Source organism: Streptomyces sp. CA-106110, from assembly GCF_050936285.1.
Taxonomy (GTDB): domain Bacteria; phylum Actinomycetota; class Actinomycetes; order Streptomycetales; family Streptomycetaceae; genus Streptomyces.
The window spans coordinates 4,470,860-4,493,529 of record NZ_JBNJNB010000001.1; the positions used below are offsets into that span (position 1 = coordinate 4,470,860).

The window sequence follows — 22,670 nt, forward strand, 5'->3', positions numbered from 1 at the left end:
GCCGCTGGGAGCTCACATTGCGTCCGACCAAGGCTTGCCCTCGTCCCAGTGACGGACCCAGCCGGCGAAGCCGGACTCGCCGGTGGTGAACCCGAACTCGGACCCGAACGGCCCGGCACCCTCGCCGCTGATGTTCCAGACGTGTCCCCGGTGGGGGCCGGTGACGATCAGGTGCCAGTACATGCCGCAGCCGTCGGTGCCCAGCACGATCGACCCATGGTCGAAGACCGGATCCAGCATCGGGCCCAGTTCGTCATCCGGGAGGTCGTCGTCCTCCCACACCCACATCTCTGTGAGCGGGAACGGCTTGGCCAGCTCACGGACCGTGTCGTCGTCCCGGTCATCGGGCAGTTCGGTCAGCGGCACGAGGCCGTAATCGGGCGGGCCGAAACCGCAGCCGTCGGCTATCTCCGCGACGCAGGTCCGGTAGGGCTCGGGCAGTGTGATCCCGTGTTCCGTCTCGAAGGCGCGGACCGCCTCCCAGCCCAGCGGCTCCCCGGTGTCGAATGCCGCCCGGAGCATGGCCAGGTCCTCGGGGCGCGCGTGCTCAGTGTCCATGTGGCGCATAGCTATCACCTGCCACTATCAGATCACGGGGTGGGTGGCCCTAGAGCTGTGTACGAGGGCTCGATGAGGCAAGCCGGGCGTCCTTGCCGGTGGTCCGGCCCGGTCACCGGCCGGCGGTTCGGCCCGGTCACGCAGCCGATGCCAGGACGGGGGCGACGGGAAGCGACGGGGCCGGCTGCTCGGCCCAGACGATCTTCCCGGTGGCGGTGAAGCGGGTTCCCCACCGCTCGGCGAGCTGTGCGACGAGAAAGATGCCGCGACCGCCTTCGTCCGTGTCCGCTGCGTAGCGCAGGTGCGGGGAGGTGCTACTGCCGTCGCTGACCTCGATCACCAGGTTGGTGTCGCGCAGAAGGCGCAGGTGGACAGGGAGTGCCGCGTAGCGGATGGCGTTGGTGACCAGCTCACTGAGGATGAGTTCGGTAGTGAATGCCGCCTCCTCCAGGTTCCAGTCGGCCAGCTTCGCGCACACCTCGGCGCGCAGGGCGGGCACCGCGGCAGGAAACGACGGGATGTCCCATTCGGCGATACGGTCACGCGGAAACGCGCGGGTGCGGGCGATCAGGAGAGCGACGTCATCGACTGGACTGGCGGGCAGCACCGCCTTCAGGATCGTCTCGCACGTCTCCTCCGGGTCGGTCCCCGCGCCGGAGAGCGAGTCACACAGCAGCTTCAGGCCGGCCTCTATGTCGCGGTTCCGGTTCGCGATCAGCCCGTCGGTGTAGAGCACGAGCTGCGTGTCCTCCGGCAGCTGCCGCTCGTCTGCCTCGAAGCGCAGGCCGCATGCACCGAGCGGGGGGTTGTCGGGCAGATCGAGAATCTCCACGCGGCCGTCCGGAGAGACGATGGCAGGCGGAAGGTGACCCGCTCTTGCCATCACACAGTTGCAGGAGACCGGGTCGTAGATCGCATACAGGCAGGTAGCCGCGATCCCCTCCTCACCGGCGTCCACCTCGGCATCCATCTGATTGACCACCTCGTTGAGGCGGGCCAGCAACTCGTCGGGCGGCAGGTCAAGGGTGGAGAAATTGCAGACCGCGGTACGCAGCCGACCCATGGTGACCGCGGAGCGCAGGCCATGGCCGACCACGTCCCCGACCACGAGGGCGGTGCGGAAGCCGGGGAGAGGGATCACGTCGAACCAGTCCCCGCCGACCTCGGCCTCGGCGGGCACGTACCGGACCGCCGGCCGGACGGTGCTGGTGTCCGGCAGTACCCGGGGCAGCAGGCTGCGCTGCAGCGTGGTGGCGATGACACGCTCGCGGGTGTAGCTGCGAGCCAGCTGAGAGACCGCAAGGCCGACGACGAGCAGCAGCCCGGCGGTGATGACATCGTCCACGTTGTTTATGCGGGTGAAGCTCGCGAACGGAGCGGTGAACAAGAAGACGAACCACACCGCGCCGGACAAGGCCGTGAGCACCGCTACCCAGCGGTAGCCGAAGGCAGCCACCGCCACGACGACCAACATCAGGATCAGGGCCACGTTGGTGTGGGACAGAACGTCTCCGACGGGCAGCAGAAGCGCGCAGATGGCGAGCGGGACTGCCACAGCCGCAAGAAGCGCGGTCAACCCCTTGACCAGATCACGAGGCATGCCACACCTCCCTTCACTCTGGCGTAAAGCGCTCACGTGGCGCTGCCAGTCGATACGGACCTGGCCGGAACCTCACCGGGTCGAGGCCTTCGACGGCGTTCGCCACCCTGCGGAGAAGCGTGGGCACGACACTTTGCCCGGCTCCTACTGGGTTCCCCTGTGCAGCCCATCGACCCCTCCCCGGCTTGCACTCGTAAGCGTCCGCGGCAGGCCCCGGCACCCAGGTGGGCCGAGCCGCGCGGAGACGCCTGGCGCGCCCGGCACACCTCCGACGCCGCCTGTGTCACTGACGGACTCCACCGCAAGTCACAGGGCCACGCGGGGTGGTGATGATCGTGCGGGCATCTCCCGCGGGGTGGTCGCGCCGACCCGCTCACCCCATGTGAGGCCGTGGGCCTTCAGGCCGCGTGCCCGAACGGGGTGATCCCGATCTTCCCCTGGCAGGGGGAGATGTCGAGGGGGGGACACGACACGACCAAAGCCGCGGAGTCACCGGGCACCCAGACGTGCCCCGCGTACGGCGGAGCGTAGAAGTCGTCACCGACGCAGATCTTCTCCGTGGCCGACTTCCGGACGAGGTCGAACGTCGTCATCTGCTGGGGAAGGAGCCGGACGGGCGCGGGATGTGGGGGCTCATAGCGTGTGACCGAGAGGGGACGCCGGCTGGTGCTGTCGCCCCGAACTCAGTCCCCGTCGGCTGCGTTGTAGCTCCGCAGGTAAGCGGCCAGTTGTGCCACGTCGGCGTCGTCCCAGTCGGTGAACCGCCGCTCGAAAGAGGCACGACGCTGCCGGTTGGCCCCGTTCAGCAGGTCCAGGCCCTTCTCGGACGCCTTCAGGATCTGCCTCCTGTGGTCGTCCGGGTCGGTCTCACGCACGATCATGCCCTCCGCCTCGAGCATGGCGATCTGACGGCTGACCGTGGACTTGTCCAGCATGAAGTGCCCAGCGAGGTCGGCGGCGTGACAACTGCCGTTCTTGGACATGTGGTCGAGCATGCTGTGGGCCACCAGGGAGAGCTCCGGGTGAAGCTGGGCCGCCTTCTGCCGGGCGCGGCGGGCGAAGGAGGTGAGTTCGCGCTGGATGACGTCCATCGACGCCTCACGGTCGGACATGACGAGCACCCTTCTCTAGTAGTTGTAGCATACAACAATATTCACATGTATTTTACAACCATCTACGCGAAGGAGAGAGCCCTCAATGAGTACCCACCGTCTGGCCGGCGAGGCGCCGACAGTGACCTCCGCACGCCATACCGTCAGCCACGTGGTGGTCCTCCTGATCACCCCGCTGCTGATGTGCCTGGGTATGGGCATGGCCTACCTCGGAGCCTTCCACGCACCGCAGGCGCACGGGCTGAAAGTCGCCGTCATCGGCACCTCGCCGCGCTACCAGGTGCTGGCCCAGACGATCAAGGACAAGGCCGGTGACGCGCTGGACGTCACCACAGTGCCCAACCGGGTCGCGGCGCAGCGCCAGATCATGGACCGGGACCTGGTCGGCGCCTACGTGCCCAGTGCCAGACACCCCGAGCTGCTGGTCGCCAAGGCCAACTCCGACACCTCCGCCGGCGCCGCGGAGGCCGTGTTCACGACCGTGGCCGGCAAGCAGGGCGCACCGCTGCGCGTCACCGACCTGTCCCGGCTCTCCAGCGGTGACCCCACCGGTCAGGGCCTGTTCTTCCTGCTGGTCGCGCTGAGCATCGGGTCCTACGCCAGCGTCGCCGCCATCAGCGCCGGTGGCGCCACGCTCCGCATAGGGATCCGGGCCGCCATCGGCCTCGCCACCGCACTCGTGGTCAGCGTCATCGGTACGGTGCTGGCCGGGCCGGTCTTCCACATCGCCGACCACCACCTGCTCGGGCTGTGGGGCATGGCCTGGCTCTACTCGGCGGGGATCCTCACCATCGGCATCGCCCTCCACACCTTCCTCAAGCGCTGGACGACGCTGGCCATGATGGTGCTGTTCGTGATGCTCAACTTCACCAGCTCCGGCGGCATCTTCCAGCCCGCGTTGCAGAACGGCTTCTTCGGCGCACTGCACGCCTTCTGGAACGGCGCCGGCTTCGTCGAGGGCGCACGCAGCCTGCTCTACTTCGATTCGGCAGGCTCTGCCGGCCGCATCCTCACCCTGGTGCTCTGGCTGGTCGCGGGACTGCTGCTGATGGCCGCCGCCGCGGTGGCCGAGCGTCGCGCCGCCCCTGCCCCGGCAGTGGTCCCACCGGCGAACGCGAAGCAGGACGTCGAAGACGAGGCGGCCGAGGAGGAAATCGGCGAGGCCGTCGCGGTCTGACCGCATCCCGGGCCAGGGCGCCCCGGCCGAGGGCACTCGCCCGAACGCCTACCGCATTCGATGGCTGACCAGGACGGATGCCGACACGAGAGGGCGGGACTCAGTCCGGCTGACTCCTGCCCTGTCTCGTTGCCGCTGTCTCCCGGGTTCGCGCCCCACCCTCGGGCGCACTCAGAGGACGACCCAAGCCGCGGAGGCCGCCTCCAGACCCACATCCGGCCCCCGACGTCCTGCGCGTCTCCCGAAGCAAGGAAGCGGCGCGCGGGTGCCAGGGGCAGTCTGGTTAGTGGAGGTGGGTTGCCGTGGCGCACAACGAAGCCCTCTTGCCCGTCGGGGACGCCGCAGTACTGGAGGCGCTGTTCCACGAGTCCCCCACAGGCCTGCTGATCCTGGACCCGGAACTGCGCATCCTACGGATCAACCTCACCAGGCCCGTGCTGCACGCGGCGCCCCTGCAACAGATCGTCGGCCGGCACATCACCGACGTATACGACCTTTCCGCACCCGGTGACGTGGAGGCGATGCTGGGCGACGTGCTGAAGAGCGGCGCGCCGGCACAGGGGCGACTGGTGGGGGTGCGTCCGAAGGGCGCGCCGGGGCCGGAGTACCTGTTCTCCGTCTCGGCCTCTCGACTGGAAAGCCCGCAGGGGAGGATCTTGGGCGTACTGGCGGAGATGCTCGATGTCACCGAGCGCGAGAAGGTGGCCGCCCGCCTGCGTGTCCTCGGCTCGGTGCGCGAGCACGTGGGACAGACCCTCGACGTGGTGGCCACCTGCGAGGAACTGGTGCAGGCGGTGGTGCCGGACTTCGCCGACGTCGCCGTCGTGGAAGTGGTGGACGCAGTGATACGTGGCGATGACCCTCCGCCAAGCCCTCTGGCACGGGAGGTGCCGCTGCGCCGTACCGCCTTCGCATACAGGGGCGGCGACGAGCAGCTCCACGCACATCCGGTGGGTGACGTGCGCGCTCTGCCGTTCCCGACGCCGTACGCCCAGACGCTGGCCGACCTCAAGCCCCGCCTCGTCGCCCTGGGCCCCGACACGCCCTGGCTGGCCGCCGTCCCGCAGCGCAGCCAGGCGATCCGCTCATCCGGCGCCCACAGCCTGATCACCGCACCCCTGACGCTGCGCGGAACCGTGCTGGGGCTGCTGAGCCTGTACCGCACCGACGATGCGGACGCCTACGACGAGGACGATGTCGCCCTCGCCACCGCCATGGCCGCTTACACCGCCCTGTGCATCGACAACGCCCGCCGCTACACCCGCGAACACACCATCGCCTTGACGATCCAGCGCCAGGTGCTCCTCCCCCGCACCACGACGCAGACCGCCGTGGAAACCGCGCGCATCCACGTGCCCTCCGAAGTGGGCGGAGGCGGCGGGTTCGACGCCTTCGCCCTGTCCTGTGCCCGCACCGCACTGGTGGTCGGCGAAGCCGCCGGCCACGGCATCCACGCGGCCACCACCCTGGGACAGATACGGACCGCCATCCACTCCCTGGCCGCACTCGACCTGGAGCCCGACGAGCTCCTCGCACGCCTCAACGACACCGCCATAAGCCTGGTCCAGGAATGCGCAGCTCTGCCGCCCGGCGACCCCCCGCCGGTCGTAGGAAGCTGCGTGTACGCGGTCTACGACCCGCTCGCCCAGACCTGCACCATCGCCCTGGCCGGTCACCCCCCACCCGTCATCGCCCATCCCGACGGGAAGACCGAGATCCTCGACCTGCCCAGCGGACCGCCCCTGGGCACCGCCGAGGGACCCCCCTTCGCCGCCACCACGATCTCCGTCGCCGACGGCAGCGTCCTCGCGTTCTACACCGCATCCCTCCTGCAGACCTCCCGATCCCCGGACACCCTCCAACAGGCGCTGGCCCACCCCGACCGGCCACTGCAGGATCTGTGCGACGACGTGCTCTACCGGCTACGGGACGACACCCGCCACGGGGACGTCTTCCTGCTCCTCGCCCGCACCCACCCGTTCCCCGCCGACCAGGTCGCCGCGTGGCATCTCGACCACCACCCCAAAGCCGTCGCCACGGCGCGCACCCACGCCCAACGCCAGCTCGCCCTCTGGGGAGTGAACGAGGAAACCGCCTACACGACCGAGATGATCGTCAGCGAACTGGTCACCAACGCCGTCCGCTACGGAACCCCGCCTCTGCGGTTGCAGCTCATCAAGGACTGCACACTCACCTGCGAGGTCCACGACGGCAATCCCCTCGCGCCGCGGATGCGCCACGCGAAGACCATCGACGAAGGCGGCCGCGGCTTGTTCATCGTCACCCAGCTCGCACAGAACTGGGGTGCCCGCTACTCCCTCGACGGCAAGACCGTCTGGGCCGAGCAGGCTCTCTGAGCCACTCGACCCGCACGTCAGGCAGGTCGAACTCGGCGACCTCGGTCGGGTCCGCCCCGGAGTTCGCCCCGTCGGCGTCAACCACGCTGCCTCGGGGGGAAGCGTGTCCTGGCGTTCGCCGTGTGGGCGCGCATGACCTTCTGGGCGCGTGCGTCGTCGCGTGCGGCGATGGCCGCGATCAGCTCGCGGTGCTCCACCCAAGCCTGGTGGGCGATGGGTGTGTAGTACCGGCGGACCCTGCGCTCGACATGGGCGGCCAGCCCCGCGAGCACCGCGTTCCCGGCCAGTTCCACGACGCATGCGTGGAATGTGGCGTTCGCGATCACCACCGCGTCCACGTCGTCGGCGGCGACCGCGGCCTCACCCGTCGCGCACAGCTCGTCCAGCCGCTCAAGTCCCTCGCCCGAGGGGCCGACCGCTGCCAGGCGCGCCGCCTCGGTCTCCAGCAGAGCGCGGACGACGAAGAGCTGGTCGGTCTCGTCACCGGTCGGCTCGCGGACAAAGGCACCCTGGGCCGGGCGAAGGTCCACCCACCCTTCGGTGTTCAGCCGCTGCAACGCCTCGCGTACGGGCTGCCGGGAGACTCCGAGGTGGCCCGCGAGCTCGCTCTCCACCAGGTGCCGGCCAGGGCGCAACGACCCTGAGCTGATCAGCTCCAGCAGAGCCCCGTACACACGCTCGCGCAGCGGCTCCGGGCGCTCAAACTTGGGCATCGATCCTTGCGGCAGCCCGTTGAACAGCATCTCGGCCTCCCCAGAGCTCTTTTCGCTGCTCTATGTACCTCACCCGGCGTGAGGGAGAGTAGCGAACGTGAGAACGGTTCGTACCCAGGGTCGTAGCCCGTCGAGCATGACACCCCTGCGGCTGGACCGTCTGCGTGATCCCTCGGCCACCTGGAACACGGTTGCCGGCACGGCCGGGCGGAACAGCGCACTGCATCGTGGAGCCGCCTCGGGCGCGGCCACGGCCCGGCGTGCCAGTTCCGCTCCGGATCGCCTGCGTCGCATACGCTGCGAAGACGTCCGACCTGGCGTCCTCGATGACGCTGACGCGTGGGATGCCGCCTGGTGGCGGCTCGTCACGTAGACCCGGATGGCGCAGCTGTCGGATGCGGAAGGGGTGTGGCATGAGATCCCCAGGTGTGCACCTTCGGGAGATCACCGACGACAACCGGGATGCCGTTTGCGCCCTCCACGTCCGGCATGACCAGAAGCAGTTCGTCGCCTCCGTGTCCAAGTCGCTCAAGGAGGCGGCAAAGAAACCGAAGGCCAACCCCTGGTACCGCGCCGTGTACAGCGGCGACGAGCCGGTCGGCTTCGTGATGCTGTCCTGGAAACCGCCGACTGGTCCTTACAAAGGGCGGCACTTCCTCTGGCGCCTGCTTGTCGACAAGCGGCATCAGGGGCGCGGAATCGGCCGAGAGGCGCTCCAGCAGGTCGTCGCCCTGGTGCGGGAGGACGGCGCCACCGAGCTGCTGACCAGCTACGAGCCCGGTGAGGGCGAGCCATGGCCCTTCTATCGGAAGTTCGGGTTCGAGCCCACCGGGGACATCGACGACGACGAGATCGTTCTGCGACTCACGTTCCCCGCTCAGTGAACTCATCGGGAGACGCGGACGGTTGTGACCTCCGGTGGTCACACGACGAAAGAGCTGGTGGGCATCTGGGAGTCGATGCCCATCAGCTGCCTGTCCGCCCCGACGGCGCCAGCCTCCGTCGGTTGCGTTGTCGATGCGTTCAGCTCTTCTGTGCGGGCCGGCTGCTGAGTGCCTCCTCGACGGCCACTCGGACGCGCTCGTCCTCTCGCAGCTTGCGGCGCGTGCGATTGCGGCGGATGAGGACGAGGGCTCCGGCGATGAGCGCGATCAGCACGATCAGGATCAGCAGCAGCGTCCATGGCACGGCCCATCCATGTGCCGTGGCCTCGACGGGCTTCAACGAGGTGATGGAACCCGAGGCGTCGGTCAGCCGGGGCGTGAGGATGGCCGTGGCGGTCAGGCTCACTCCGGGTGCCACGCCGTGGACGGGCACCGTCACCTTCCAGCTCTCGCCGGGCAGCAACTCCGGTGACGGGGCTATGCGTCCGGCCTCGGTCCGCAGCCAGCCGAAGGCGCCCGCGACCGTCACCTGCTGTTGCGCGGACAGGACCGCGTTGCCGGTGTTGTGGATCGAGTAGGTGACGGTGGCGTCGCCCTTGGCGAACGGGTCGAACGAACCCGCGTACGTCACGCGGAGGTTCTCGATCGCGAGGTTCGGCGCGAGCTTGCCGCTGGCCCGCAGCTTGATACGGATGCCGAGGCGCCGGTCCACGTTGACACCCTCGGCGTCGTCGGACTGCCTGAGGGAGGTGAGGATGCCGCCCACGTAGTCGCCGGGCACGGCATGGTCCGGGACGGTGACCGTGAAGGGAACTTGAGCGGACTTGCCCGGCGGGATCACGACGCGCTCGCTGCCGGCATGGACCCATGCGCCGATGCCGATGGACTTCTTGTCCTTGGTGAGCAGGTCGAGTTGGCCCGTGCCCGTGGTGAAGCCGTCGGCGGCGTAGACCGCCAGGGTGAGCGGAGCCTTGCTGCGATTGGCGACGACCATGGCGTCCTTGATCTGGCCGCCGGGGTTGAGGTCGTAGGCGAAGCTGGACCGGTCGTCGCCGTACCCGTTCGCGGCCGTCCTGACCGTCCAGGTGACGTCGCCGTCCGCGGCGCGAGCGGATCCGACACTCAGGCCGGTGATCGCACAGGCGGTGAGCAGGGCGAGGACGGCGGTGCGGACGAGGGAGACGACGGCGGTCTTCCGGCGCATTGCGAGCGCGTACATCTGGGTTCTCCTGGCACGGGAGGCGGGGTAGGCCGGCCCGAAGGTGCCTACCCCGCCAGTGGAACGGACTGGATCAGCTGCTCAGTGCGGTGATCGTCAGAGTGGCCCGGTAGCCACCCTTGGTGACGGTGTCCGGGATCTTCAGATCCAGGTCGGCGCCGAGCTTGGCGGTACCACGGGGGTGACCCTGGTCCACCGAGCCGATGCCGCGCGAGACGGACAGACCCAGGCCCTGGTCGTCGTAGCCGGAGGCCACCGGGTCGCCGGCCTTGGCGCCCGCGCCGCCGTTGAGGACGTACGGCGTCCAACCGAGGTAGGAGCCGGAGAACGTCTTGTCGCCGTCACGGAAGTCGCTCACATTGGCCGAGACGGACCACGGGGCGAGGGACCGGCGGCTGTCCGACACGAGGAGCGGGTTGATCTTGCCGTCCGCGACGAAGTGGTCGCCGTTCCGCTCCTCGGCGGTGCCGAGGTCCACCAGGCCGTTGTAGCCGTCGATCGTCCAACCGAACTCACCGGGAGCCGGGTTGGGAACGTTGACGGCGAGGTCCTGCTTGTCGCCGTGGTACGGGTGCACCGTCACCTTGTCGACGACCGAGCCCACGGGTTGGTCGGCGGGGGTGTTGTTGCACCAGTTGCCCTTCTCCACGGCCGCGTTCGGGGCCGCGCAGGTGCCGCTGCGGAGGTTCTCGACGACGAGCTTGTCGTTCCGCACCTGGACCTTCACGTAGGAGCGGACGTGCTCCTGGTTCTGGACCGAGTTGTACCAGTAGTTCTTCGGGTTGAGCGGGTCCGCACCGTTGCCGGCGCCGCTCGTGCCGCTGTTGTCCGGCGCGGTGATGTCGTAGTACTTCGAGCCCGAGGCCGAGTTGCCCGTCACGTAGAGGACACCGCCGGGACCGGGATAGACATCGGCGGCACCGGGCTGCTCGGCCGGGTTCGCCTTCTCGCCGTTCTTGATCAGGTAGCTACGGGAGTAGCTGTGGTCGTGGCCCTGCAGCACCAGGTCGACGCCGAGCTTGGAAAACGTTGTCGGGAAGTCGACGCGGCGAATCTTGTTGTCGGCGTCCTTGGCGTGGTCGGCCGGCGAGTAGATCGCGTGGTGGTAGACGAGGACCTTCCACTTGGCCTCGTTGCTGTGCTTGTTGATGACGTCGGTGACGTAGTTGATGTGCGCCGCGTCGCCGCCGCCGTTGGCGGAGTTGTAGCTGTTGCTGTTCAGGTCGATGAACAGGACATCCTTGTAGATGTACCAGTAGTCACCACCGGACTTGGTGCCCGCCGGGTTCCCGTTGTCGTAGTACGGGGCCGAGCGGTCGGTGTTCGGGGTGGTGAAGTGCTGCTCGTAGGCCTTGCCGCCGACGTCGTGGTTGCCGATGGTGGCGGCCCACGGGTACTGGCGCAGCTGGTCCGGAGCGAGGAAGGCGTTCCACTGGGTCTCGGTGTTGGCCGTCTCGACCTGGTCACCGCCCGACACCAGGAGCTCCGCGTCCGGGTTGGCCTTCAGCGAGACGTCCAGCGTGTCCTGCCAGCCGGCCTGGTCCTTCGCCACGTCGCCGGACGAGCCGATCTGCGGGTCGCCGTAGAACAGGAAGTCGTAGTCGCCTTCGTAGTCCTGCGTCTTGAAGGAGTACGCCCCGGACCAGTTGCCCTCGGTGCCGACGCGGTAGGAGTACGCGGTGTGCTCCTTCAGGCCGGTGATCGTCGCATGGCGGTTGAATCCGCCGCTGGTGGCGATGTTCGCCCCGCCGAGGGCATCGAAGGTCACTGCGTCGGCGGGGAATTCACCGTTGACCACCTGGGCGGTCGGCGCGACCTGGACGACCTGCGTGGTGTCCGCCGAGGAGTACCACGTCACGGTGCGCTGGGACTCGTTGGCACCCACGCCGAGGACGATGCCACTGAGAGTGGCGGTGTCGGCGGCGCTGGCGGGAGACACCAGGGTGCCACCGAGGGCTATGGACAAGCCCAGGAATGCCGCTGCGGCTCCTGTGGCCGCGCGGTGCCGCGCAGGCCCGGAGACCTGCGTGTTGGGTCTGAATCTCATCACTTTCGTTCCTTTTGAGGCACAGAAGTGCGTGATTGGAGGTCAAAAAGGTCTCTGGGGTTGGTAAACCGGACGCAAATGTGATCTTGGTGCTTATTGAACTTCGAACGAGAGATGAGCCCCGTCTCAGATGGCGAACACCCGTTGCGTGAACCACACGAGCCCCATGACCGCCACTCCCGCCGACAGTGCGCCGGTCACCCGGAGGCCGGCCGTCGGCGCACGATGGCGCAGCACGGCCAGCAGCGGGAACACGAGGGCGATGATGGCCAGTTGTACGACCTCGATGCCGACGTTGAACACCAGCAGCGACCACAGCAGGGTCCATGACCAGGCCGTGTCGATCCCCAACGCGCCCGCGAAACCGAGGCCGTGGACCAGACCGAAGCAGAACACGACACCGAGGCGTGTCCAGCCCGCGCGGTCGAGGCTGAAATGACCGCCACCGGTGTCGAGGTCGGTGGCATGACCGCCGCGCTGCCGGATCCGCCACAGGTGCCAGCCTGCGACAACAGCGATCGACAGCGCGATGACGGGCTCCACGACTCTGCCCGGCACATCGACCAGGCCGAGCGCGGCGAGCAGGAACGTCACCGAGTGGGCAAGGGTGAAACTCGTGGCCGCGAGCACGATCTCCCGCAGGCGGCGCGACCCCGCGATGAGCGCGAGCAGGAACAGGATGTGGTCGATACCGGTCAGCAGGTGCTCGGCGCCCAGGCGGAAGAACTCCCAGAACCGCTGGTACCACGGCTGTTCGAGGGAGAAGGTGGGGTGGGCTGCGTCGAGCGCGGCACTCCCTGAACGGCCGTCCACGTCGTAGGTGGCGATCGTCTTGGTGCCTTTGACATAGCCCTCGGAGTCGGGGAACAGCGCGCTGCGCACCTGGCGTTCCCCGCCTCGCTGGGGGCAGGCCCAGTCGAGATGCAGAACGGCGTACGGCACGCCTTCCCGGCGACCCATCGTGAAGCCGCCCACCCGTATCGCTGTGCAGTGTTTGGCGGCCGAGGTGACCGAGAATCGCTGGGTCACATACGAGACGGCGGACTGCGCATGGGAGTTGAGCGCCGCAGCCTGGCCGGCGGTGTCGCCGGCGTCGAACGCGGCGTCTCCGGCCCGGAAGAGAGGGTCGTCCTTCTCGTAGTCGGCGGCGGAGACGATGAAGAGGTCGTACTCGAGCTCCAGCGTCGTGCGTATGCGGTTCTCCCCGCTCGCGGTGGCGTGGACGTACACCGTCGACGTGAACCCGTGGGCGGACGCGGGCTCAACCAGGCTCAGAAAGGTGATCACCGCGACGGTGATCCCGATGACGGCGCGACGGACGTGTCGTGACATGTGGCTCCTTAGAGTTGCCAGGGCACCGTCCATGTCACGGGTGAACTCGGCTCGGCTCGTCGACGAACCGTACGAAAACAGGTTCGAGGAAACGCCCTTCCGGGGGCGACTTGCGGGAGCGGGCACCGCAGGATGGGGACGCACCACTCACACCACTCGGAGGACGAACGCCTTGCGCCCCCCGCTTCGGACCCTTGCCGTGCTCGTCGCGTCCGCCGCCCTGGTCACCGGATGCAGTTCCGCCGACGACTGGTCAGGGCCGCATCCCCAGCCCACCGCCGTGGGTGCCCTCGGCGCCGGGTTCGTCGACGCCTCCTCCTCGCCCGCTCCCGAGTCGACGACCACACCCCGGCCGGGGTCGTGGACCGGCGTCCACCCCCCGAAGGGCTACCGGGTGGTCCTTGTCAGTGCGGGTGACGACCGGCCGACCAAGGCGCTCGTGACGGCCGTCGAGGACTGGGCCGAAGCCGAACACGTCGACCTCAGGACGGTGCGGGCCGACGGCACGTCCGACCTCCTTCCCACCCTCACCAAGGCCCTCGAAATGATCCCGGACCTCGTCGTCAGCGCGGGCAACGACCTCATCGACCCGCTGGCGACGGTCACCCCGAACCATCTGTCCCAACGGTTCCTCGTCGTCGGCGCGGAACTCGCCGAGCCCACCTACAACGTGACGGCAGTCGACTGGTCGGGCGCCTCGTTCCGCGGCGAAGGCCTCGGCATGTCCTCAACCTACGACCCCGCCTCGTTCACCACCCGGCGCTGCGCGGCCGCCATCAGAGCGGGTGCCGCGGCCGTCCTGCACGACCTGACCGGAATCGTGATCTGGCTGGACGACTTCGACACACCGAGCGCGTGAGGAACGGGCATTGAACTGGCGGTGAGCTTGCCGGGCCGGCCGTCCTCTCCTCTTGTCCGACCCCGCTGCGATACTCCGGACGTGATCAACGAGATCAAGTCCCATGCCCCCAACGGCACTCGCAGAGCCCTCCCACGCGCCGCAGCGGCGGAGTTCATCGGCGTCGATTGAGACCTCCGAAGTGAGGGCAATGACGCCTTGGGTCATGTCTTCGTCACTCGCGCCCTGAAATGTCTTGCAGTTTTTCCAGGGAGGGGGCCCTTCGTAGTGAGCCAGGCAGGACAGCGCCGGACCGCGCGTTTCCTGGCAAGGACGAGAGCTCGCGCAGGGCTTCGGACGGAGACAGGCCGCGTTCCTTTGCCTCGCTCAGACGTGCCAGCCACTCCTCACCGGCATCGAGGGCGGCTTGGCCCGCGGGTGTGTATGGCTCGTACCCTGCCGCGTCATCGTAGTCGGTCCCCCACAGGTAACCGACGGTGAGGCCACTGCTCGCCACCTCGACGAATTCAACCGGAAGTTCGGTTTGCGTTTCATACAGAAGTGAATGTGGCGGCAATTTATCTTGCAGCAACTCTGTGCGTCGAGGCACCTCGAACATGTACCAGGAATCCAAGTGGGACCCTCGTCGACGTGCGCGAGCACCTGCCGGACCGACGCCACCGCGACCCCGCGAGCCTAGGTCGTACGGCCGACTGGCCGGTGGTGAAACCGCCGTGGCCGGCTGTGGCGCGAGGAGTCGGCTTCTTGCCGCACGCGGTGGTGAGTTGAGGAAGGGACCACCGGAATCTCTCGCTGAGCAGGCCGGCAAGCCGGTGTCATCCGTCGCCGCGTTGCCGGTGCAGCAGGAGCAGGGCGATGTCGTCGCTGCGCGGGTCGGTTTGTGGAGTGTGGCGGATGAGGGTGTCGGCGAGGGTGTCCAGGGGCTGGTCCCCCGCTCGTACGAGGTGGTCGGCGAGCTCGGCGGTGGCGTCGTCGAGGTCTGTGCCGGGCGATTCGATGAGGCCGTCGGTGTACATGGCGAGCAGGGCGTCGGGCGGCAGCGGGATCTCGGTGGCCTGGTAGTCGACGGCGGGGTCGATGCCGAGCAGGAGCCCGCACGGCAGGGTGAGGACCTCGGTGTGCCCGTCCGGATGGCGCAGCAGCGGAGGCGGGTGACCGGCGGTGGCCAGCTGGGCGCCGTGGTGGGCCAGGTCGAGGTGGACGTACAGGCAGCTGGCGAAGAGTCCGGGGTCGAAGTCCGTGAGCAGGCGGTTGGTGCGGGCGAGGACTTCGCCGGGAGGTGCGCCGGCGGTGGCGTGGACGGCGGTGCGTACCTGTCCCATGACGGCGGCGGCGTTCACGTTGTGGCCCTGGACGTCGCCGATGGCGGCGGCGACGGTGGTGTCGCCCAGTCGGATGACGTCGTAGAAGTCACCGCCGATGTCCATGCCCTCGGCCGCGGGCAGGTAGCGCGCGGTCACTTCCAGACCGGGCACCGTGGGGAGGGTGGCCGGCAGCAGGCCGGTCTGCAGATTGTGGGCGAGCTGGTGTTTGGCGTCGTAGAGGCGGGCGCGTTCGAGGGCTTGGGCGATCAGTCCGGCGAGAGACGTCAGAATGGCGCGCTCGTCGGGGGTGAAGAGGTGGGGCCGGTCGAAGGACAGCACCCAGCAGCCGACCGGGCGGCCCGAGGCGATCAGTGGCAGGAAGGCCCACGCGGCTCGTTCGGTCCGCCGTGGGATGTCGGGATGGGACTGTTCCATCTCGGCCGGGGAGGCGAAGAACAGGGGAACTCCGGTGGTCAGAGCATGCACGGTGGGGGCCGATGAGTCGGTGAGCGGAGGGCCGTCGAAGGGCTTGAGGACCTCGGGCCGGTATCCGCGGGAGCCCACGATGCGCAGTCGCCCGGCCTCGGCGACGGACAGGACGAAGCCCTGGGCGTCGAAGGCCGGCATGACCTGGTCGGCGGACATCTCGACCACGTTGCGCACGCTGACGGCCTCGGTGAGTGTGGCGGCCAGGTGCATCAAGTCGTATAGCGCCCGGGCCCGGGTCGGCGTCGGCGCGCTGTCCCTGTGGCCCGGCCCTGCCCGGACCGCCGGGCCGCTGCTGTCGGTGGGGGTGATGCGGACGCCGGTGCCGGAGGCGTCCGGGTAGAGCTGGAAGTCCAGCCACCGGTCCGGTGGCCGCAGGGCGGTGAAGGAGGTGGGCCGGCAGCTGATCACCGCGGCCCGGTAGTGGTCCTGGAAGACGGGCTCGTCGAGCCATGGCAGCGCTTCCCACAGCAGCGTCCCGAGCAGATCCGTGGCGTGGCCGCCCACCAGGTCGCACGCGCCAGCGCTGACGAAGGTGATCCGGCAGTCCAGGTCCAGCGCGAGGCAGCCCTCCGAGAGGCGGTCGATGAGATCCACGGCGGCCAGCGCCTCCAGGGGGCTCGGCGTACGGGCTCGCGGCGGGGCGAGCACATGCGGGGTCCGCCCGGGAAGAACCGGATGACCGCAGGCGGCGGCATGCTGCAGGAGCGCACCTATGCCATCACACGTGCTGACCACCAGGTCGCGCTCGTGGGCGCTCTGCAGCGGCTTGTGCGATCCGGGCCACAGCAGCACCAGCGCGCCCCACAGAGTGGTGCCGGTGGTGACCGGTGCGGCAGCCATCGACAAGGGGTAGGGCAGCGCGAGCGCCATCCTCGGGTAGCGGCGGGCGAGTTCCGCGTGGCTTGCGACCCGCACCAGGCACCGCTTGCGTACCGCGTCGGCAACGGGGCTCCCGACCTCCGGCACCACCCGATCCCACGCTTCGGCGGTCCTTCCCCCGGTCACCACCGCCAGCTGCAGCAGTCGCTCGCCCGGGGCCCACAGGTAGAGACCGCCTCCGGACGCGCCCGTCTCCCGCACCGCCGGGAGCAGCAGCGGATCCAGCAGGTCTGGGCCGGTGTGGTCGGGCTGCGCAGCACCGTCGTGCCCGCCCCACCCCTCGTCCGTGACAGCCTGCGTCCGCCCGAAGCGGTTCCTGGCCGCTCCTCCGCTGATCCCCAAGCCGGCACCGATCCGCGCCCAGCTCGCCCCGGCCTGCCGGTCGGCCAGTACCGCGTGCCGCACCAACCGCTCGGCCAGCTCGAGAACCTCTGCCACCGCGGCGCTGTGGCAGCCGGCCCGCGGTGCCGGCGCAGGGGACGCACCGCCCATCTGCTGGGCCACGGACTGAGCCCGGGCCAGCAGCTCCGCGCCGGCGAGGACGAGCGCCTGCCGCGCCGTTGCTGCCGCCTCCCATCGCTTCCGGGCTCGCCAGGCCGCCTGCCGGTGCGCCGGGCTGCAGTACCGCCGGTTGCGGCCGGCCTGGTGCGGTAGTGGGGCACCACACCAGCCGCACCCAACATCACTCATATGCGCACAATACGCCTGAATGGGGTAACGAAGGGTCTGCATCAGCTCCTCGTCGGATCCGCGGCCGCTGCTGGTCCTTGGGCGCCGCTGATCTCCTGGTGCTGGTGTCCGGGCCGCTCTACTGTCCACTCTCATGACATTTTCGATCGTGGCCCGGTCCGGACCGGCCTTCGGCGTAGCAGTGGCGAGCAAGTTTCTGGCGGTCGGCGCAGTGGTGCCGGCGGCGGAGGCCGGAGCCGGGGTGGTGGCCACCCAGGCGGCGGCCAACCTCCGCTATCGCCCCCAGGGACTGGCACTGCTGCGTACGGGCGTGCAGCCGGCGGACGTGGTGGCCGGTCTTGTGGCCACGGACCGGGAGCGCGCGCACCGGCAGATGGGGATCGTCGGTCCCGAAGGCCCCGGAGCGACGTACACAGGCGAAGAGTGTCTGGACTGGGCCGGTGGGACCGCAGGCGACGGTTATGCGATCCAGGGCAACATCCTCACCGGTCCCGAGGTGATCGAAGCCATGGAGTCGGCCTGGCTGTCCTCGCCGGAGGTGCCCCTCGACCGGCGGCTGGTCGCGGTGCTGGCGGCGGGCGACGCCGCGGGCGGTGACCGCAGGGGCCGCCAGAGCGCGGCCCTGTATGTGGTGTCCCCGGGCGCCGGGTACGGCGGCGGCAGCGATGTCGCCTGCGATCTGCGGTTGGACGACCATCCCGGCCCCGTTACGGAGCTGAGGCGCCTGCTGGACGTGCACGAGCTGCTGTTCGGCAAGCCCGACCCGGACGCCCTGCTGGACCTGTCGGGTGAGCTGAAGGAGGAGGTGCAGAGCCTGGTCACCGCGCGCGGTTACGCCTCGCTGGACATGTGGGCCGGGGTGGAGAACCTGGAGAACCGCCTGGTTCCCGGCAAGATCGACCCGGTGGTGCTGGCCCGACTCCGGGACGGCGACCTCGGCTGCGACGCGTAGGGGATGACAACAGCGGTAGCGCACAAGGGATGTTACGAGGCAACCCGTAAGGGACGACGAACTTCGAGTCGCATACCGCCGCGGTGACAGAAGCCTCATGTCACCGCCGTGACAGAAGGGGCCCTGGCCGGCGGTGACGTCGGCCAGCGGCCCTTTCCACGCGATGTGCCGTTCCGCTGAAACGGACGACGCGACCCCGGCACCCTCAGACGGGCTCCGGCAGCGAGCCGAGGTGCTCGATGACACGCTCGCGCAGCAGGAGGTACTCCTCCCAACGACGCGGCAATGGACCCGGTGGACGCTCGACGACCCGAACAGCCGTGATGGTCTGCCCGCGCTGGAACTGCTCGCGGGTCAGGTCGAGTTCAACACCGCTCGGCAACCGGTTCCACCAGTGGAAGCCGTGCTGGGTGCCCTCGAGGTGCACCTCGCCGACCATGAGATCACCGCCGAAGACATCGTTGACGATCAGGGCCGTGATGTCGCAGTGCCCCCAAGCCGGGTTGCTCTGTTGCCAGTTGGCCTGGTCGTCGGGCGAACAGGTGTCGGCGGCCCAGCCGGCTCGCAGGGCCCTGTCGAGATCGATCAGGTTCCACGGGGTCATGCCGCCAGCATCGCAGCCACCACTGACACCGGACATGGCACAGCGGCAGCCACGGGCCCGGCCGACCGGAACACAGACGAGCCGCCACACAGAAGACGAACAGCCGTACCGGGCAGGGAGATCAACCGCCCGTCGACGGAGACTTGAGCCGGTCCGCCCGCCCGGATGTCTCCCTGTCCGTGGACAGAAATCGTGACGCTACTCTGCAGTCCGCCGCGGCCACGGCCGTTGTCAACACACGATCCCGCCCGAGGAGCACGTCCGATGGCTCGCACCACCCCGCCGCGTCCGGTCGCTGTCGAGACACTGTTTCCCGAGGTGGCCGCCTTTCGGAAGGTGGCCGTCCGGCTGCATCCGCGTATCGGCGAGCCGAGCGCACGGGACAGCTCGCTCGGTGGGCCCCTGCTCTGGCCGCCGTCGCAGCAATGGCCGCACTGCGAGGACGACCACCCTCACACGGCGTACTCCGCGCCCGCCGACGAACCGGTCCCCCTCGTTCCGGTGCTCCAGCTCTTCGCCGCCGACGTGCCTGACCTGGACTTCCCGACCGGCACCGATCTGCTGCAGGTGCTGTGGTGCCCCTTCGATCACGAGGACGGCTACGTACCCCGCCCCGAGATCTTCTGGCGCAACAGCTCCGGGAGCGACCTCGCACCGGCGGCCCCGCCCCGCCCGAGCGGTGCCGACAGCGACTACCTGCCGGACCCGTGCGTCCTGCACCCGGAACGCGTCACCGACTACCCGAACTGGGACCTACCGGAGGACATCGCCGACGCGCTCGAAGCCAGGTTCGAGCAACTGGAGGAGGAAACCGGTTGGTCGTACTGGTACCACCTCTCCGTCTCCGACGGGATCAAGGTCGGCGGCTACCCGACCTGGACACAGGAGCCGAACTGGCCCACGTGCCCGACGTGCAGCCGGCGCATGGACCATCTCCTGACCATCAACAGCTCTGAGTTCGACGGCGAAAGCTGGCGCACCTGGCTGCCCGTCGAGGACACCCCGGCGGAGGGCACGATCTGGGACCTTGCCTTCGAAGAACGGATGCAGGTCCAGTGCTCGCCCGGCCTCATGCTCGGCGACATGGGCGGCATTTACCTGTTCGAATGCCCAAGCTGCCCCGACAGGCCCTTCGCCTATCGCTCCGACTGCTCCTGACTCCGGCCGCCACAAGTTGGCCCCCGCGCGGCCCGTCGTCCCGGTACCGACGGGCCAGCGCCTCGGAAGGCGCCGTCGCGGGGTAAACGGAACGTACGCCTCCGCCAGTCAAAACGGAAGACCCTTGCGGAGTTGTCCCTCTCCTTGGGACGGGAACCGGCCGATACACCGGCAGAGCGGCTGCCGAATGGGCATCGGCGGCGGCCTGGCCGCGGGGTGGGAGGACACGGGGAAACACGGGAAAGACCCCTTGTCGGCACGCCTTTGTCCGTTTATGCCTACATATTCGAGTCACCGCAAGGGAGGGCAAGAGCCCCGGCCGGTGGCCGACGCTCTCCCCCTCCCCTCGGTCCGGCGGCCATCGCCGCGGCGGCCCGCGGCGCCCGGGGCCCTCGAGGTCCGTCCGAGGAAGCGGGTGAGTGGCTGATGCCCTCCGCGAGGTCTTGTGCCGACGCGATCAATGGCACTTGTGGCGGTGGCACGCGGGGACGGCCGTCCGGGTGCTCCCGGTGGGGCGGTGGTGGTCGCCCCCTTGTCCGTCCTGCCCGTCCGCATGTTTGCGGGGCTTGGAGGGCGAGGGGGAAGGAGCGCCGTATTCGTTGGTGCCGTGGCCGAGGGAGGCGGGCGCCGGGAAGGGGGCGTCAGGCAGGCCGGCGAGGGCGCCGCGCATGTACTCGGTCCAGATCTCGGTGGGGATGTCGCCACCGAACACCTTCTGCAGGCCGCCGACACCTACCAGGGATTCCAGCCGCGGGTGGTTCGGGTCCTCCCGGAACAGGAGGACGGAGGTGGCGAGCTGCGGGGTGTAGCCGATGAACCAGGCCGACCGGTAGTCGTCGGTCGTTCCGGTCTTGCCCGCCGCGGTCCTGCCGACGGCCTGGGCCTTGGTGCCGGTGCCCCGGGCGATGACGCCCCGGAGCACATCGGTCACATTGTCGGCGACCGCCGCGGGCAGGGCCCGGACGGGGGCCGGGGCGGTGAAGCCGGTCAGCGGCGAGCCGTTGTGAGTCACCTTGGTCACCGAGTACGGCGTGGCCTGCATACCGCTCGCGGCGAAGGTCGCGTAGACGCCGGCCATCCGAATGGCGCTCGGTGTGGAGGTGCCGATGTAGAAGCCGGCGCTCGGGGCCGCCAGGCTGTTGGTGCGCAGCCCGAGGGCCTCCGCGGTACCGGCCACGTTCTGGTAGCCAACGTCCTCGCCCAGTTGCACGTACGGAGTGTTGACCGACTGCTCCATCGCCTTGCGCAGATCGATGTAGCCCCAATGGTCAGGCGTGTCGTTGTGCTGGTGGAGGAGCCCGGTGGGGTCCTTTGGGTCCGCAACGTAGTTGCCCTGCTGGTCCTTGATCTGGATGCCGTCGTCGCCGTTGAACTTGCTGTCCGGGGTGATCGGCTCCGGAGACTTGCCGGGCCGCAGTACGGCTCCGTGCTGGAGCGCGGCGGCCAGGACGACCGGCTTGAAGGTGGAGCCGACCGGGACTCCGGAGGTGTCGGCGTTGTCCGAGTAGTGGGCCTGGTCGAAGCCGGCACCGCCGTAGACCGCCACGATCCTGCCGGTCGTGGGATCCACCGAGGCGGCCCCGGCCTGGACGTCCCGGTCGACCGATCGGTGGGCGGGGTCGAGGCGTCGCTTGCGGACCGCGGCGACGGCCCGGGCCAGCTCCGCCGTCTTCTTTCTGTCGAAGGTGGTGTGGATCTGGTAGCCGCCCCGGCTCAGGCTGCCGTCCGTGATGTTCCGGTCGTGTCCCTGGATGTACGACCTGGCCAGTTGGACCAGGTAGCCGACCTGGCCCGTGAACGCCGAACCGCGGTTCCACTTCGTGGGCGCCGGGAATCCGGCCGCCGCGTACTTCGCCCGCTGTTGCGGGGTCAGCTTGCCGGTCGTCACCATCCGGTCGAGCACCCAGGACCAGCGCGCTTTCGCGTGCGCCTTGGCCGCGGGGTCGGAGTCGGCGTACTGGAAGAGGCTCGGCTCGTTGACCGCCGCGGCCAGGAAGGCCCCCTGGCTCGCGTTGAGCTTTTCCACCGGGAGGTTGTAGTACATGCGGGCCGCGGCCTGGATGCCGTTGGCCTGACGGCCGAAGAAGCAGGTGTTCAGGTATCCCTGAAGGATCTGCTGCTTGCTCATGGCGGCGCCGATCTTGGTGGAGATCAGCAGCTCCTTGAACTTGCGCGAGACCGTCTGCGACTGATCGAGGTACGTGTTCTTGACGAACTGCTGGGTGATCGTCGACCCGGACTGGACGGAGCCGCCTTCCGCCATGTGGACGGCGGCACGGAGGATTCCCTGCGGGTCGATGCCCGGGTCGGTGTAGAAGGACGCGTTCTCCGCGGCGATGAAGTCCCACTGCACGTCGGTGGGCACCTGCGAGAGCGTGACGTTCTGCCGGTTGACGCTGCCGTCGGTCGCCAGGACGGTGCCGTCGGACCAGTAGTAGACGTTGTTCTGGAGCAGGGTCCTGGGGTTGGGGTCAGGGATGGTGACCGTGGCGTATGCGTACCCGACGGCCGCCGTCGTGACACCGAAACAGACCAGGAAGACTCCCAGCAGCTGACGCACCGACGGCAGCCAGCGGCGCGGTCCCGTTCTTCCCCCGCGCGGATAGTCGATCCACCGTCTGCCGGCCGGCGCCGTTCTCCGGGCCCGGCGTGACGTGGCCGGTCCGGGCGCCTGATGACGAGAGGCCCGGCGACCCGTGGCGGGGTGACTGCCGGCACCCGTGCCGCGAATGGAGC

Annotated in this window: 18 protein-coding genes; 6 read left to right on the forward strand and 12 right to left on the reverse strand. The window is 69.0% G+C overall.

The window, feature by feature from the left end; translation table 11 throughout:
- Positions 1 to 12 precede the first annotated feature (12 nt).
- From ACQEXA_RS20575 to ACQEXA_RS20590, 4 genes are all read right to left on the reverse strand, one after another.
- Positions 13 to 558, reverse strand: a complete 546-nt coding sequence (locus tag ACQEXA_RS20575) for an SMI1/KNR4 family protein (RefSeq protein ID WP_432932463.1) — start codon at positions 556 to 558, stop codon at positions 13 to 15.
- A 136-nt stretch (positions 559 to 694) separates the two neighbouring features.
- Positions 695 to 2,158 (reverse strand): ATP-binding SpoIIE family protein phosphatase, encoded by a 1,464-nt coding sequence (locus ACQEXA_RS20580; protein ID WP_432932461.1) that lies wholly within the window; start codon positions 2,156 to 2,158, stop codon positions 695 to 697.
- 398 nt (positions 2,159 to 2,556) lie between these two features.
- Entirely contained in the window at positions 2,557 to 2,751 is a 195-nt protein-coding gene (locus ACQEXA_RS20585) for a hypothetical protein (RefSeq protein ID WP_433130758.1), read from the reverse strand.
- A 90-nt stretch (positions 2,752 to 2,841) separates the two neighbouring features.
- Positions 2,842 to 3,270, reverse strand: coding sequence for a MarR family winged helix-turn-helix transcriptional regulator (locus tag ACQEXA_RS20590; RefSeq protein WP_432932459.1), 429 nt, complete (start codon positions 3,268 to 3,270; stop codon positions 2,842 to 2,844).
- 85 nt (positions 3,271 to 3,355) lie between these two features.
- On the opposite strand from ACQEXA_RS20590, the gene ACQEXA_RS20595 reads away from it, so the two are divergent.
- Both ACQEXA_RS20595 and ACQEXA_RS20600 read left to right on the forward strand, forming a co-directional pair.
- Positions 3,356 to 4,447, forward strand: coding sequence for a hypothetical protein (locus tag ACQEXA_RS20595; RefSeq protein ID WP_432932457.1), 1,092 nt, complete (start codon positions 3,356 to 3,358; stop codon positions 4,445 to 4,447).
- A 302-nt stretch (positions 4,448 to 4,749) separates the two neighbouring features.
- Positions 4,750 to 6,804: a SpoIIE family protein phosphatase gene (locus ACQEXA_RS20600; RefSeq protein WP_432932455.1), complete on the forward strand. Its 2,055-nt coding sequence runs from the start codon at positions 4,750 to 4,752 to the stop codon at positions 6,802 to 6,804.
- A gap of 77 nt (positions 6,805 to 6,881) precedes the next feature.
- On the opposite strand, the gene ACQEXA_RS20605 is transcribed toward ACQEXA_RS20600, so the two are convergent.
- Complete coding sequence (locus ACQEXA_RS20605) at positions 6,882 to 7,547, reverse strand: GntR family transcriptional regulator (protein WP_432932453.1); 666 nt, start codon at positions 7,545 to 7,547, stop codon at positions 6,882 to 6,884.
- 383 nt (positions 7,548 to 7,930) lie between these two features.
- On the opposite strand from ACQEXA_RS20605, the gene ACQEXA_RS20610 reads away from it, so the two are divergent.
- Entirely contained in the window at positions 7,931 to 8,401 is a 471-nt protein-coding gene (locus tag ACQEXA_RS20610; RefSeq protein ID WP_432932451.1) for a GNAT family N-acetyltransferase, read from the forward strand.
- A gap of 139 nt (positions 8,402 to 8,540) precedes the next feature.
- On the opposite strand, the gene ACQEXA_RS20615 is transcribed toward ACQEXA_RS20610, so the two are convergent.
- The 3 genes from ACQEXA_RS20615 to ACQEXA_RS20625 form a co-directional block, all read right to left on the reverse strand.
- Complete coding sequence (locus tag ACQEXA_RS20615; protein WP_432932449.1) at positions 8,541 to 9,620, reverse strand: WxL protein peptidoglycan domain-containing protein; 1,080 nt, start codon at positions 9,618 to 9,620, stop codon at positions 8,541 to 8,543.
- A gap of 73 nt (positions 9,621 to 9,693) precedes the next feature.
- Positions 9,694 to 11,667: a fibronectin type III domain-containing protein gene (locus ACQEXA_RS20620; RefSeq protein WP_432932447.1), complete on the reverse strand. Its 1,974-nt coding sequence runs from the start codon at positions 11,665 to 11,667 to the stop codon at positions 9,694 to 9,696.
- A gap of 126 nt (positions 11,668 to 11,793) precedes the next feature.
- Positions 11,794 to 12,999 carry a HupE/UreJ family protein gene (locus ACQEXA_RS20625; protein WP_432932445.1) on the reverse strand — a complete coding sequence of 402 codons (1,206 nt, stop codon included), beginning with the start codon at positions 12,997 to 12,999 and terminating at the stop codon, positions 11,794 to 11,796.
- Between the two features lie 172 nt (positions 13,000 to 13,171).
- Between ACQEXA_RS20625 and ACQEXA_RS20630 the strand changes: the two genes are divergently transcribed.
- The gene (locus ACQEXA_RS20630) at positions 13,172 to 13,858 is read left to right on the forward strand and encodes a hypothetical protein (protein ID WP_432932444.1); all 687 of its coding nucleotides are present in this window, start codon (positions 13,172 to 13,174) and stop codon (positions 13,856 to 13,858) included.
- A 214-nt stretch (positions 13,859 to 14,072) separates the two neighbouring features.
- Here the strand turns inward: ACQEXA_RS20630 and ACQEXA_RS20635 are convergent, their stop codons facing one another.
- Both ACQEXA_RS20635 and ACQEXA_RS20640 read right to left on the reverse strand, forming a co-directional pair.
- Positions 14,073 to 14,456: a hypothetical protein gene (locus tag ACQEXA_RS20635; protein WP_433130760.1), complete on the reverse strand. Its 384-nt coding sequence runs from the start codon at positions 14,454 to 14,456 to the stop codon at positions 14,073 to 14,075.
- Positions 14,457 to 14,673: 217 nt separating this feature from the next.
- A complete protein-coding gene (locus ACQEXA_RS20640; RefSeq protein WP_432932440.1) occupies positions 14,674 to 17,220 on the reverse strand; it encodes a SpoIIE family protein phosphatase in 2,547 nt (848 codons plus the stop codon).
- 133 nt (positions 17,221 to 17,353) lie between these two features.
- Here ACQEXA_RS20640 and ACQEXA_RS20645 point away from each other — a divergent pair, with 133 nt between their 5' ends.
- Positions 17,354 to 18,172, forward strand: coding sequence for a DUF1028 domain-containing protein (locus ACQEXA_RS20645; RefSeq protein ID WP_432932438.1), 819 nt, complete (start codon positions 17,354 to 17,356; stop codon positions 18,170 to 18,172).
- A 205-nt stretch (positions 18,173 to 18,377) separates the two neighbouring features.
- Here ACQEXA_RS20645 and ACQEXA_RS20650 read toward each other — a convergent pair whose 3' ends face one another.
- A complete protein-coding gene (locus ACQEXA_RS20650; protein ID WP_432932436.1) occupies positions 18,378 to 18,776 on the reverse strand; it encodes a YunG family protein in 399 nt (132 codons plus the stop codon).
- Positions 18,777 to 19,040: 264 nt separating this feature from the next.
- On the opposite strand from ACQEXA_RS20650, the gene ACQEXA_RS20655 reads away from it, so the two are divergent.
- A complete protein-coding gene (locus tag ACQEXA_RS20655) occupies positions 19,041 to 19,934 on the forward strand; it encodes a DUF1963 domain-containing protein (RefSeq protein WP_432932435.1) in 894 nt (297 codons plus the stop codon).
- Between the two features lie 457 nt (positions 19,935 to 20,391).
- Here ACQEXA_RS20655 and ACQEXA_RS20660 read toward each other — a convergent pair whose 3' ends face one another.
- Positions 20,392 to 22,494, reverse strand: a complete 2,103-nt coding sequence (locus ACQEXA_RS20660) for a transglycosylase domain-containing protein (protein WP_432932433.1) — start codon at positions 22,492 to 22,494, stop codon at positions 20,392 to 20,394.
- Positions 22,495 to 22,670 lie beyond the last annotated feature (176 nt).